The following is a 12,875-nucleotide window of genomic DNA, read 5'->3' as shown; positions in this document are numbered from 1 at the left end:
CGGTCAGGGCTGCGGTTCTTCCGGCTTCGCGACCTCCTCCTCGCGTGCCGCCGTCCGGCCCTCGAGCGCGTAGCCGCGCAGCTTCACCGTCGGTTTCTCCGACCGCACGAACAGCTTCTCTTCCGGCTGCTCGACTATCCGCCGGTGCAACCGGGGCAGCGGCTCTTCGCCGGGGTCCGCGGGCAGCTTCCGGAGAGTCCTGACCGGAGGCGAGCCGCCGCCCTCGGTCGCCGGTTGCTGCGCCAGTACCGATTCCGGTCGCCGAGCCTGGCGATCGTAGTTCTCCGGCAGCGGGTCCTGGCCGCCGTTCCCGGTCGCCGGTTGCTGCGCCAGCACCGATTCCGGCATCCGGGCCTGGCGATCGTAGTCCTCTGGCAGCGAGTCCTGACCGTCGCCCGGATCGGCGCGGCGCACTTTGGCGTTCAGGTCCGTGAAGCTCTTGAACAGCGCGTTCGACGCGTCGTAGGCGCCCTGGTCGACATCACGGAATGACTTCGCCATGTCGCCGATCGCGTCGCGGGTCGCCTCCACCGCCAGCGCCCAGGCAGTGATGCCGTTGTAGATCTCCGCCGACGACTGGATGTGCGTCTTGGCGAAGTCGTTGCCGTTCTTGTCGTTCCCGGCCGCGTCCTGGATCCGGCCCGGATTGGACAGGCTCTGCAGGTACTGCGCGAGCGTGCGCAGTTCGGCGCTCTTGCCGTCGAATCCGTCGCGGCCGCCGTCGAGTCCGTCGGCGTCGACGAAGAACTGGTCGGTCACGGCAGGTTCCCTTCCTCGAATCCCGGCACCCGCGCCGAGAACAGGGTGTGCACGTCCGCTTTCCCGCTCATCAGGTCCGCGGCGGAGATCCCCGGCGGCAGCATCGGGGCCATCAGCTCCGCCGCCGCGGCCATCGACTGCTGCCGCGCGGCGGAGATCGTCTGCACGATCACCGAGGCCAGTTCCGCCGGAGCCATCCGCTTGTAGGCGCTGGTGGGAAAGGAAAGTTCGGTCAGCTCGCCGGTGCGGCCGACGGTCGCGGTCACCTCGCGGCGAGCGGAAGTCGCGGTGCTGGTGGCGTTTTCGATCTCACGGCGCGTCTCGTCGTAGTGGTCCCGCTGGCGCTGGTAGGCGCCGAGCGCGTCTTCGAGCATCTTTTCGTAGTGCGTCATCGACGTCCTTCCCGGTTCAGCCGACCGACGCCAGCCCCGGCCCGAGGGCCAGCGCTCCGGTGTCGGGCGGGCGGATGCCCCGCAGATCGGCCGCGGCGAGCGTGCGGGACGCGGCGGCGGCGGACAGCGTGCGGGCGAGCTCGTGCGCGGCGAACGCGGTGCGGTCGGGCGACGCGGACAGCTCGTGGGCCAGTGCGTCGCGGACGTCGTCGGGCACCTCGTGTCCGCGCCGCACCAGCAGCCGCACCGCGATTTCGGCGAGTTCGTCTTCGGTGTACTCGCCGAGCTGCCAGCCGTACGGGAACGCGTCCCGCAGGGCGGGCAGCTGCGCGAGCACCTGACCGGCCCGGTCGCTCTCGCCGGTGAGCACCACCACCGGGTCGGCCGGGCGGCGGCCGATCGCCTCGGCCAGCGCCTCCAGCGCCTCCATCCCCGGCGAGTGCGGCGCGGTGTCCCAATCCCCGTCCAGATCGACCGCGAGCGTGCCGCCCGACGCGTCGTCCATCGCGGCCCGCACGAGGTGTTCGGCCTGGCCGGGCCAGCGCGGCGACAGGTCTTCGGCGAGGTTTCGGCGCACCAGCTGCCCCATCGGGACGAGACCGAACTCCGAAAGGACCTGCGCGTACCGCTTCGCGTACTCCGACCGGCCGGTGCCGGGCTTCCCGCTGACCACCAGGTTCGCCTGGTGCTCCAGCGGCTGCCGCTCGTGCCGGAGCCGGCCGAGCTTGAGCAGCAGCCGTTCCGCGTTCTCCCGCACCAAGGACTGCCCGACGAGCCCGCCGAGCCGCTTCCAGCCCGCGCTCGTCTTGAGCGCGGCGGCCGGGTCGGCGGCGGCCGACACCGTCGCCGGCACCGCGGTCGGCAGCTGCGCCAGCTCCGCGCGCAGGTCTTCGGCGGTCAGCCGGTTCAGCTCGATGTCTTTGGCGGGCGGGTGCAAGGCGAGCCGCGAGGCTTGGTTGTTCACCATCGCCTCGAACAGCTTCCGCGCCACCCGGCCGTTGCCGAACGTCGAGGTCTTCGGCACCCGCTCGAAGTAGTCGCGCAGCGCGGCCAGCGCGTCGTCGGTCATCTCGTAGTAGTGCTTGCGGGTCAGCCCGGTGGTGATGGTGACCAGCTCGTCGACGCTGTAGTTCGGGAACTCGACGGTGCGGGTGAACCGCGACGCGAGACCGGGGTTCGACTGGAGGAACTGCTCCATCTGCTCGGAGTAGCCGGCGACGATCACCACCAGCGAGTCGCGCTGGTCCTCCATGATCTTCATCAGCGCGTCGATCGCCTCCCGGCCGAAGTCCGGACCGGACCCGCCGGTCGGTGCGCTCAGCGTGTACGCCTCGTCGATGAACAGCACGCCGCCGACGGCCTTTTCCACGACCTCGGTGGTCTTGATCGCGGTGGAGCCGATGTACTGGCCGACCAGGTCCTGGCGGGCCACCTCGATCATGTGCCCCTTGGACAGGATGCCGAGCTCGGCGAGCACCGTGCCGTAGAGCCGGGCGACCGTCGTCTTGCCGGTGCCGGGCGGTCCGGCGAACACCAGGTGCCGGCTCATCGGCGGCATCGGCAGCCCCATCCGCTCGCGCATCTGGGACATCTTGATCAGGTTGATCAGGCCGGTGACTTCCTTCTTCACCCCGGCCAGCCCGACCAGTTCCTCCAGCTCGCCCAGCGGCCCTTCGAGCACCTCGCCGCCGGCCGCCTCGCTGACCGTCTGCTCGGCGGCGAACTCGCCCGGCAGGTCCGCGGCCGCCGGTCCGGAGGCGCGGGAGGAATCGGTGCTCAGGTTGTCGACGTCCGCCTGCTCGCCGCCGCTCACGAGCTCGCCTTCGGCGTCGTTGACCACACAGTCGCGGATGCTGACCGGCTCGCCGGTAGCCACGTGGAACCCGTCCAGCCCGGCGCCGAGGATCTCGCATTCGGTGAACGACGCACGCGCGGCGAGGTGCGCGCCGTTGCCGCGCGCGTTGCGCACCCGGCACCGGGAAGCGAGCAGCGCCGCGCCCTCGACGACGGTGATCCCGTCTGCCGCGGAGTCGGATATTTCGCAGTCCTGCAAGGACGTTTCCGCGGTGCCGGCGATCTCCAGGCCGCCGCCGCGGAGCAGGACCGATTTCGCTGAGGACGCCGCGCTGGAGGCGAACGAGACCGCTTTCTCCGCGGTCGAGACGACCCGGATGTCGACGGCGGTGAGCCGGGCGTCCTCGGTGACCTGCAGTCCGCTTTCCCGGCCGGTCTCGATGGACGCGTCCGCGAGCTCCAGTGCGGACTGTCCGGAAAGGAGGATCCCGGTGCCGTGTTCCGGATTCATCCGGAGCCCGCGCACGGTGACTGCGGCGTCCGCGCCGACCGCCATCGCGGTCTGCGCCGATCCCCTTACCGTCGCCCGTTCGAACCGCGGCCGGGCCTGTCCGTCGGCCAGGATCGTGATCGGAGAACCCTCGAAGGTGCAGTCGACGAACTGGGGCGCGGAAGTTCCGGTGGCCTGCACCGCGTTTGCGCCCGCGTCGGCGAATACGCATTCGCGCAGCAGCGGAGCGGCGGAGGCGGCGATGTGCGCGGCCTGCATCGGCGCCGAGCGGAACTGCGAGGCGACGACGGACACGCGGCCCTGGCTGGTCACGTACAGGTCGACGTTCGCGCTGTCCCGGACGGTCAGCCCGGTGATCGTCGCGCGCCCCTGCTGCTCCACGACCATCGCCGGTTTCTGCGCACCGGTGATCTCGCAGTGCTCGACGACCGCGGCCGCTTCGCCGTTGACGCACACCCCGTTGCCCGCCGCGCCGCGCACCGCGCATCGGCGCAGCAGTACCGAACCGGACTCGGCCACCACCACCCCGGACGACGCGGCGTCCACGATCTCGGTGTCCTCGATGGTCGACTGCACCGGCGACGCGATCACCACTCCGGCACCGCCGGTGCTGGTCACCGTGCAGCCCCGCACCGCGAGCGAACCCTCCAGCCGGGCGAGCAGGGTGGCCCAGGAGGCCCCGGAGAGCCGGCAGCCGTCCAGCGCCGCCTCGCCGCGGACCACGTCCACCGTGACCAGCTGGTCGTCCAGGCCGGTCAGCGTGAATCCGCTCAGCTGCACCGCTTCGGAGTTCGCCACGAGCACGCTGCCCTGCGCCGCCACGACTTCCACCGTGCCCGCGCCCTGCTCGGCCACCAGCGAAACCATCCGGTCCACCACGAGGTTTTCCTCGTAGCGGCCCGGGTGCACGCTGATCGTCGCGCCCGGCTGTGCCTGCGCCAGCGCCGCGCCGATGGTGCCGAACGCACCCGGCCGGTCGCCGCCGACCACGAGCAGCTGTCGGTTCATCGTTTCCGCCTCTCCGCACTCAGGCCAGTCCGGGGAGGGCCCCGAACCGCTCCGCCGCCTGCTCGTCCAGGACCGTCCGGTCCGCCTCGTCGCCGGCTTCCGCCCAGGTTTCGAGCGTCCGCCGCAGCGAGGTCATCGCCAGTTCGTCCAGTGCCGCCCGGTCTCCGGCCACCCGCCCGGTTTCGTCGATCTCGCTCGCGGTCAGCTCGCGCAGCAGCACCGCGCCGCGCGTGCCCTCGGCCGGCGGCTGAGTCTCCAGCACCTTGAAGCTGGTGCCCGGCACGAACAGCACCCGGTCGGCCACGCCGCCCTCGGCCGGTTCGAGCAATTTGGTGCGCCGCCCGGTGATCGACCACACGAGCACGTCGGTCCCGCCCGCCGCGGCGGCCGGCGGCCGGGTCAGCGCGTTCAGGAAACCCCATTCGGTCAGCACTTTCCGCCCGTCCAGCAACGACCACGCCGACGGCGGCAGTTCGGTCGTGAAAACGGCCGGGCCGCGATGCGAAGGCAGCCGGCTCAGCCCGGCCACCACGCACCGTGCCACCGGCACGTGCGGCCCGTTCACGCCGCGGCGCAGTCCGGCGTCGATCGTCGAGCCCTTGGGGGACAGGTAGAGCTGCACGGCCACCGCGTCGGTCAGCACCTCGGACGAGGACGCCGTCGACAGCACGCCTTGGAAACCCGGGTGCTCGGACAGGATCCGGGCCGCCGTATTCGACATCAGGCCGTACTCCGCTCCGAGCGATTTCCGCAGCCATTGGCGTTCCTTGTCCGCACCCCGTTGCGGCAGCAGAGCGGTCGATTCCGCGCTGGGCACCGGCTGGAAACGCAGCTCCGCCGGGGCCTTCGGCGCGGCCGGTCGCGCAGGAGCCGCCGGGGCTTTCGGCGCGGCGACTGGCGCGGAGGAAGCCGTCAGCTTCTCCGGTACGGCAGTGCCGGGCAGGTCCACCGGGGTCACCAAGGACGGCGCCGGGGGAGCGGGAGGCGCTTCGGCGGGGGCGACGGGCGGAACCGCGGCGCGCGGGTCAGCCGGGGTCGGTGCGGGCATGTCGACGACAGCCGAGGCGGGCGGGTCAACCGGGGCCGAGGTGGGCATGTCGACGACAGCTGAGGTGGGCGGGCTGGCCGGGGCCGAGGTCGGCGGGTCGGCCACCGCGTCGGAAGCAGCGGCTGGGCTGGAGCCGGGAGCCGCGGCCGGACCGGTCTCGGTCGCGGCTCCCGGGGTCTGGGCCGTACCAGCGCTGGTTGCCGGCGCGGGTTTCGCGGCGATCGCGCCGGGCACGTCGGTCGGCGCGGCGATGCCGAGCGCAGCCGGGGCGGCCGGACGGTACGCGGCTGCCGGCAGCGCGGGCCGGGGCACCGCCTTGTCCGGGCCCGCGGACAGGACGGCGGGCATCAGCAGTCCGGTTTCGATCCGCTCGAGCGCCGTTGTGACGACCCGCGGGCGGGCACGTTCGGCCAGCAGCGCCGCCGCCGGCAGGACCCGGCTCATCCGTCGGGTCTGCTCGTCGAGCCGGGCCAGCAGGTCTTCGGCCAGCAGCCGCATCCGGGGCGCGGAATCCTCGTCGGCGGCGTCGAACGAAAGGGTGTGCGACGCGGCGTCCAGCGTCAGCTCGCGGACCGCGGCGGTGGACGGTCCGCCCTGCGGCGGGCGCACCAGCAGTCCCGACTGCACGACCTCCACGACCGCGTCCGGCGAGTACCAGTAGACCGCGGGTGCGACCTGGTCCAGGCCGTGGATCGGCGGGCGGTGCGCGAGCAGGCTGGGCAGCGGCGGCGCTTCGGCCGATTCCCTTGGCTGGTAACCGAGTTCGCCGGCGAACGGACGCCAGCCGAGGCGGCCGTCGGACAGGACCGTCTGCAGGACCGGCTGCCGCGGCGAACCGACCGGCACGCCCGCGTAGAACGCGACCGGCTTGCCCAGCAGGTCTGCCAGCGCCTGTCCGATCGCGCCGCCGCCGGCCACCGCCATCGGGCCGTACTGCACGAACCGCGCTTTGGCCCGCACGTTCTCCGGCAGCCGCGTCCACAGCCGCGCCGCGTCGTCCAGCGCCAGCGGCGGGCAGCCGGGGCAGCCGAGGACGATCGTCAGCGTGTCGTGCTGCGCGGGCACGCGGGCGACCAGCGCCCCGCGGTGCTGGCGCTGCGCCGCGTCGAACCCGACCGGGCGGATCCACAGACCGCCCGGCAGCGGCTCGGCCACGCCGCGCGAACTGGTCGGAGTCAGCTCGGAGGCGATCCCGGAATCCCAGGCGGGCCGGGGAAACCGCTTCGCCTCCCAGGACGGCGCGCGGCCCGGCCGGAAGCGCACCCAGCCGCCGCCGCGTCCGGAATGGACGAACAGCGCGCCGCCCGCGCTCGGGATCACCGCGCCGTCCGGAGCCACCACCGTGCGGTTGATCCGCTCGGCCAGCCACTGCCCGGCCAGTGCGGTCGTCTCGCGCGAGCGACCGCCGATGACCAGCCGCACCCCGCGGCGGCGCCGCGGCAGCGCCCGGGCCACCGATTCCCACATCGAGATCGGCGAATCCACCGGAAGGTCCACGACCACCAGGTCGTGCTCGGGGTCGGCGGCGACGCCCAGCGCGAGCGCTTGCGCCTCGCCGGTCATCCCTTCCGCGAGGTGTACTACCAGCGCGTTGCCGACGGTCTTCTTGTCCAGTGCCGACTGCGGATCCGCGTCGCCGCGGCGGACCAGAGAGAGCCCCATAGCTGCCTTCCTTCCTGCGCTTGTGCTGCTCAGACCCGGCGGACGGCGGGCGCGGCCGGCGCGGCGCCGGTGCGGTGCGCGATCAGCCCGTACACGAAGAACCCGACCGCGACCAGCACGCCGAGCGCCAGCCCGACCAGCAGGCCGACCCAGGCCCGCCGCGCGGGCACCTCCAGGTGGCTCGCGTCGCCCAGCACGAGTGCCGAGGTCATCCGCCCGATCAGGAACGAATACGCCTCGACGTGGTCTTTCTGCGTCTGCACCATGTCCGGCCCGCCTCTCCCTCGTTCACCCGGTGAGCCCGGCGGCCCACACATAGACGCCGAACAGCTGCAGCAGGACCGGGATCATCGCCACCGCGCTCAGCGTTTCCAGCCAGTTCGCCAGATGCCCCCAGATCGGCAGCAGCCGCCGCGGCGGCGGGCGCAGCATCGCCAGCAGGAGCAGGAAGAACACCAGGCCCAGCCCGGCGAGGCAGGCCCCGCGCCACCCGGTCGGCAGCGGCTCGATCAGCGAAAGCCCGAGCAGGACCAGGCCGATCGCACCGGCCACCGCCAACGGCACCCGCTGCCACCCGCCGAGCAGCGCGCGCGAGCGCATCAGCACCGCAGCCGACACCAGCCCGCCCAGGATCGCCGGGAAGAGCCCGCCGTCGACGAGGAACGGGAAGCAGGCGGTGAACACCGTCGCGGCGGCGAGGCAGGCGATGGTCAGGTAGCCGTTGGCGTAGCCGGTCTGGCGCACCATCTGCTCGGCCGGTGCCGGTTCGATGTCGTACTGCAGTTCCCCGGCCGAACGAGGCAGCTGCGGCCCGCGGATGCGCGCGAACCGGATGCCGACCCGCGGCGCGAACACCAGGAAACCGACCAGCACGAAGGAAACCAGCCCGGCGGTCTGCACGGTGCTGAACTCCGCGCCCAGGTGCAGCCACAACGCGATCGCCCCGCCGGCGCCGGTCGCCACCACGGCGCCGAACGGCACGAACGGGATCGACGGCGACCAGGCGGCCCGTCCGCCGAGCACGAGCCCGCCGGCCAGCGCGAAGGTCAGGCAGCCGGTCAGCAGCGGCGCGCTCTGCAGGTCGAAAGCCGGTCCGATCCCGGCGACCGCGACCGCGCCCGCCACGAAGGCGAACGCGCATCCGCCGAGCCCGAGCAGCGTCAGCAGCGCGCGGTCCTCCGACCGCACGCCGGTCGCCACCGCCGCGACGAGCAATCCCAGCGAAACCACTCCGCCGCCGATCGCGCTCAGCCCGATCGAACCCGGGTAGAGCAGCACCCGGGCGAGCACCGCGAGGGAGAAGATCGCGAACCCGAGGAACAGGCCGCGGTTGAACTCCGGGCGCCAGCGGCCGGGCTGCCTGCCCACCGCGGTCGCCATCCCGTCGGCGATGTCGTCGAAATCCAGTTCCGGCAACGGATCCTCGCGCGGGCGAAGGTGGAACTCCTCGCCTTCCTTCCAGTCCAGCGACTCCGGCGTGCCGGACGCGTCGAGCGGGTCTTCGCCGAGCCGCTGCAGCACCCAGGAGCCGCCGAGGTCCTCGCGGCCGCCGGTGTGCCGCAACAGCACCGGGAGCAGGCTGGTCAACGGCACGGACATCGGCACCGCCAGGTCCGCGCGGCCCTGCGGCCCGTACACGGTGATCCGGCACAGTTCGCCGGTCGAAGCGGTCATCGCACACCCCTGTCGGTCGTCACGAGCGGGAACTGGCCGTCGGCGGGCCGGTCGTCGTCCTCCGGGACGAACCCGGTCTGCACCACCTTCACGCCGCGCCGGGTGACCAGCTGAGCGCGACCGGCGGGCAGCTGCCGCGGCGTCGCCTCGCCGAGGAACTTGCCCTCCTCCTTGGGATAGGAGAAGACCACGCCCGGGCTGCCCAGCTCCCAGATCCGGCGCACCACCGGATCGGCCAGCGCACGCATCGCGCCCGAGGTGCTGCGGCCGAGGATCAGGTGGAACCCGATGTAGGAACCCTGCGACAGCAAGGAAAGCAGCGGTTCCAGCGGCGACCCCATGCCGGTGGTCAGCAGCTGGTAGTCGTCGATCACGAAGAACAGCCGCGGCCCGGTCCACCAGTCGCGGCGCTTGAGCCGGTCCGCGGTGATGGTCTGGTCCGGCACTCGCGGCGTGAGCGACACGCTCGCCTGCTGCGCGAGCTCCTGCAGCGCCTCGGTGGTGGTCGCGTATCCGACGCGGTACTCCTCGGGCACCTCGGCGTCCAGCAGCCGTCCCGGGTCGGCGAGCACGATCTTCGCTTCGCTCGGCTGGTAGCGCGCCAGCACCGAGCGCAGCACCAGGCGCAGCAGGTTCGTCTTGCCGGTTTCGTTGTCGCCGAACGCGAGCAGATGCGGGGTGGCGGCGAAATCGTGGTACACCGGCAACAGCCGCTGCTCGTCCTGGCCCAGCGCGATCCGCAGGTCGCCGTCGGGCGGCGGCAGCTTCGCCATCGGCAGTTTCGCCGGCAGCAGCCGCACCGACGGGGCGGGCGCGCCCGGCCAGAACAGGTGCACCTCCTCGGCGACCGCCTTGGTAGCGGCGGCGAGGTCCCCGGTGTCCCCGCTGCCGTCCATCCGCGGCAGCCCGGCGAGGAAGTGCAGGCCGTCCGGGGTCAGGCCGCGGCCCGGCTGGTTAGGCACGGTTTTCGCTTTGCGGGAGCCGATTTCCGATTCCATCGGATCGCCGAGCCGCAGCTCGAACCGGGTCTGCAGCAGGTCCCGCAGGTAGGGCCGGATCTCCGACCAGCGGGTCGCGCCGATCGCCACGTGCACCCCGAACGACAAGCCGCGCGAAGCCAGCTCGCCGATCTTCTGCTCCAGCTCGCCGTAGTCGTTCTTGAGGCTGTACCAGCCGTCCACCACCAGGAACACGTCGCCGAACGGATCCTCGATCCGTCCGCTGCGGCGCAGCGCGCGGTAAGCCTCCATGGATTCGATGCCGTGCTCGGAGAACAGCGCCTCGCGATGTTCCATGACCTGCGAGATCTCTTCGATGGTCCGGACCACCCGGTCGCGTTCGAGCCGGGTGGCGACCGAGCCGACGTGCGGCAGCCCGGACAGCGGCATGATCCCGCCGCCGCCGAAGTCCAGCCCGTAGAACTGGACCTCCTGCGGGGTGTGCGTCATCGCCAGCGCCAGCACCAGGGTGCGCAGCAGCGTCGATTTGCCGGTCTTGGGCCCGCCGACCACCGCGAGGTGCCCGGCCGCCGACGACAGGTCGGCCATCAGCAGTTCGCGCACCTGCTCGAACGGCCGGTCGATCATGCCCATCGGCACCCGCAGCCGTCCCCAGTGCGCCGGGTCCTGCACGGACATCCCGCGCACCGGGTCCGGCAGCACGCTCGGCAGCAGGGAATCCAGGCTCGGCGATTCCGCCAGCGGCGGCAGCCACACCTGCCGCGCCGCCGGACCGGCGCCGGTCAGCCGGTCGATGAACACGTCGGCGAGCGTCGGCCCGCCCGGCGCGGCCGCTTCGAGCGCGTCCGCGTCGGACCGCTTCTCGGCCTGCTCAGGCTCGTCGTCGCGCACGATGAGCTTCGCGGGGTGCGCCTGGGTGAAGAACGGGACGACCTCCCGGCTCGCCCGTGCAGCGGCCGTCGCCGAGGTGTCGCCGCTGCCCGCGGGCACCGGACCGGATACGTAGGCGGCCTTGAACCGCACCAGGTTCGTGGTGTCGATCTTCAGGTAACCGTTGCCCGGTTCCGGCGGAAGTTCGTAGGCGCTGCCCGCGCCGATCACGCTGCGGGACTCCATCGAGGAGAACGTGCGCAACGCGATCCGGTAGGACAAATGGCCTTCCACCCGGTGGATGCGGCCCTCGTCCAGCCGCTGCGACGCGAGCAGCAGGTGCACGCCGAGGCTGCGGCCGAGCCGTCCCACCGACACGAACAGCTCCATGAACTCCGGCTTCGCGCTCAGCAGCTCGGAGAACTCGTCCACGACCAGGAACAGCGTCGGCATCGGGGCCAGCTGCTCGCCCGCGGCGCGCGCTTTTTCGTATTCGTAGAGCGACGGATAGCCGCTCGCGCGCAGCTGTTCCTGCCGCCGCACCATTTCGCCGTTGAGCGAGTCCTGCATCCGGTCGACCAGCGGCAGTTCGTCGGCGAGGTTGGTGATCGTCGCCGAGGTGTGCGGCAGCCGGTCCATGCCGAGGAACGTCGCGCCGCCTTTGAAGTCGACGAGCACGAAGTTGAGGATCTCCGACGAGTGCGTGGCGGCCAGCCCGAGCACCAGGGTGCGCAGCAGCTCGGACTTGCCGGAGCCGGTCGCGCCGATCAGCATCCCGTGCGGGCCCATTCCGCCCTGCGCCGACTCTTTGAGGTCCAGCTCGACGATCTCGCCGTCCTCGGTCACGCCGATCGGCACCGACATCCGGGCCCGCTGCACCGCGCGCGGCCGCCATTGCGCCGGCACGTCGAAGGTGTGCACGTCCTTGATGCCCAGCAGCGCGGTGAGCCCGAAGTCGCTTTCCAAGGGCTGGTCGGCGATTTCCAGCGTGCCGCTGGTGCGCTTCGGCGCGAGCAGCCGGGCCAGTCCCTCGGCCTGCGTCACCGAAAGCTCGTCCCGAGCCGCCGAGCCCACGCCGCTGCCCGCCGGGAATTCGACCAGGTCGTCCTTGGCGGTCAGCCGCAGGACTTTGGGCCCGCCGGGCAGCGAACCGGTCACGTCCAGCAGCACCACGTTGCGCAGCCCCGCGCCGAGCAGCCGCGAGGACTCCGGGATCGCCGCCAGGTGCGCCACGATCACCACGAACGGTTCGGTGGTGGTCGGCCCGACGGTCTTGTCGTGGTCGTCGCGGTCGGCCACGTCCGGGCCGAGGACGTCCATCAGCTCGTCGTGGTCGGCGGCGAGCAGCCGCAGCGGGCCGGCCGCGTCGCGCAACGTCGGATGGTTGTTGTGCGGCAGCCATTTCACCCAGTCCCACTGGGCTTGCGCGGTTTCGGCGGTGAGCACCGCCAGCCGCAGTTCGTCCGGCGAGTGGAAGGCGACCAGTTGCGCGAGCATCGCGCGCACCAGCGCGACCGCCGCGTCCGGATCGCCGTCGAACTCGACGCTGGTGAAACTGCGCAGCCCGACCGCGGTCGGAATGCCGGACAGCGTGCGGTAGGTCTCGGTGAACCGGCGCAGCGAAATCGCCGAAAGCGGTTCCAGGTCCTCGATCGGCTTGGTCACCGGCGGCACCAGCTCCAGCGCCGACTGCTGGGCGCCGAGCCCGATCCGCACCCGCGCGAAGTCCTCGTGGCTGATCCGCCGCTCCCACAGCCGCGGCCCCGTCGCGAGCGCCCACAGCGAGTCCGGCGACGGGTTGTTCCACGCCACCGCCCGCCGCTGCTCCTCGGCGGTCGACCGCGCCCGGTCCCGCACCTGGGCGATGTAGCGCAGGTAGTCGCGCCGTTCGGCCTGCATCTTGCGCTTGCGTTCGGCGGCCGCGCGGGACAGCTGCCCGAGGCTCATCGCGATCATGGACACGCCCATGCCGCCGCCGATGACGTAGGTGAACGGCGAGCTGCCCGCGACCCCGGAGAACGCCAGCACCATCACCAGCGACCCGATGGCCATCGGCAGCATCATCAGCAGCGAGTTGAAATCGCGCGCCGCCGGCTCCGCCATCACCGGCGGTTCCTGCAGCTCCTCCTGGCCGTCGGGCATCTCGGGGCCCGCCGCGCGCGGGCCCCGCTTCACCGTTTCCGTGCTCATCGGCGCAC

General features: G+C 72.2%; 7 protein-coding genes. All 7 read right to left on the bottom strand.

Going from position 1 to position 12,875, the window contains the following annotated elements:
- Positions 1 to 3: 3 nt before the first annotated feature.
- The 7 genes from AMYBE_RS45810 to AMYBE_RS41870 are packed head-to-tail and all read right to left on the bottom strand — an operon-like array spanning position 4 to position 12,867.
- Positions 4 to 759 carry a hypothetical protein gene (locus AMYBE_RS45810; RefSeq protein WP_020660767.1) on the bottom strand — a complete coding sequence of 252 codons (756 nt, stop codon included), beginning with the start codon at positions 757 to 759 and terminating at the stop codon, positions 4 to 6.
- Entirely contained in the window at positions 756 to 1,151 is a 396-nt protein-coding gene (locus AMYBE_RS41875) for a YbaB/EbfC family nucleoid-associated protein (protein WP_020660766.1), read from the bottom strand. Before AMYBE_RS41875 ends, AMYBE_RS45810 begins: the two co-directional genes overlap by 4 nt.
- Before the next feature lie 16 nt (positions 1,152 to 1,167).
- On the bottom strand, positions 1,168 to 4,464 hold the full coding sequence (locus AMYBE_RS0117890; protein WP_020660765.1) for a right-handed parallel beta-helix repeat-containing protein: 3,297 nt from the start codon (positions 4,462 to 4,464) through the stop codon (positions 1,168 to 1,170).
- Positions 4,465 to 4,483: 19 nt separating this feature from the next.
- Positions 4,484 to 7,174: a hypothetical protein gene (locus tag AMYBE_RS45805; RefSeq protein WP_020660764.1), complete on the bottom strand. Its 2,691-nt coding sequence runs from the start codon at positions 7,172 to 7,174 to the stop codon at positions 4,484 to 4,486.
- 29 nt (positions 7,175 to 7,203) lie between these two features.
- Positions 7,204 to 7,440, bottom strand: coding sequence for a type VII secretion protein EccB (locus AMYBE_RS0117880; protein WP_020660763.1), 237 nt, complete (start codon positions 7,438 to 7,440; stop codon positions 7,204 to 7,206).
- 22 nt (positions 7,441 to 7,462) lie between these two features.
- Positions 7,463 to 8,848 carry a type VII secretion integral membrane protein EccD gene (gene eccD / locus AMYBE_RS0117875; protein WP_020660762.1) on the bottom strand — a complete coding sequence of 462 codons (1,386 nt, stop codon included), beginning with the start codon at positions 8,846 to 8,848 and terminating at the stop codon, positions 7,463 to 7,465.
- A complete protein-coding gene (locus AMYBE_RS41870; protein WP_020660761.1) occupies positions 8,845 to 12,867 on the bottom strand; it encodes a type VII secretion protein EccC in 4,023 nt (1,340 codons plus the stop codon). Before AMYBE_RS41870 ends, eccD begins: the two co-directional genes overlap by 4 nt.
- Between the last annotated feature and the right edge of the window lie 8 nt (positions 12,868 to 12,875).

Source organism: Amycolatopsis benzoatilytica AK 16/65 (assembly GCF_000383915.1).
Classification (GTDB): domain Bacteria; phylum Actinomycetota; class Actinomycetes; order Mycobacteriales; family Pseudonocardiaceae; genus Amycolatopsis; species Amycolatopsis benzoatilytica.
Note: the sequence above shows the minus strand (reverse complement) of the source record. Positions and strands in the feature narration are given on the sequence as shown.

Excerpts from the sequence above, each read along its gene's own strand:
- AMYBE_RS41875 (WP_020660766.1), bottom strand. The coding sequence starts at position 1,151 with ATGACGCACTACGAAAAGATGCTCGAAGACGCGCTCGGCGCCTACCAG.
- AMYBE_RS0117890 (WP_020660765.1), bottom strand. The coding sequence starts at position 4,464 with ATGAACCGACAGCTGCTCGTGGTCGGCGGCGACCGGCCGGGTGCGTTC.
- AMYBE_RS45805 (WP_020660764.1), bottom strand. The coding sequence starts at position 7,174 with ATGGGGCTCTCTCTGGTCCGCCGCGGCGACGCGGATCCGCAGTCGGCA.
- AMYBE_RS0117880 (WP_020660763.1), bottom strand. The coding sequence starts at position 7,440 with ATGGTGCAGACGCAGAAAGACCACGTCGAGGCGTATTCGTTCCTGATC.
- eccD (WP_020660762.1), bottom strand. The coding sequence starts at position 8,848 with ATGACCGCTTCGACCGGCGAACTGTGCCGGATCACCGTGTACGGGCCG.
- AMYBE_RS41870 (WP_020660761.1), bottom strand. The coding sequence starts at position 12,867 with ATGAGCACGGAAACGGTGAAGCGGGGCCCGCGCGCGGCGGGCCCCGAG.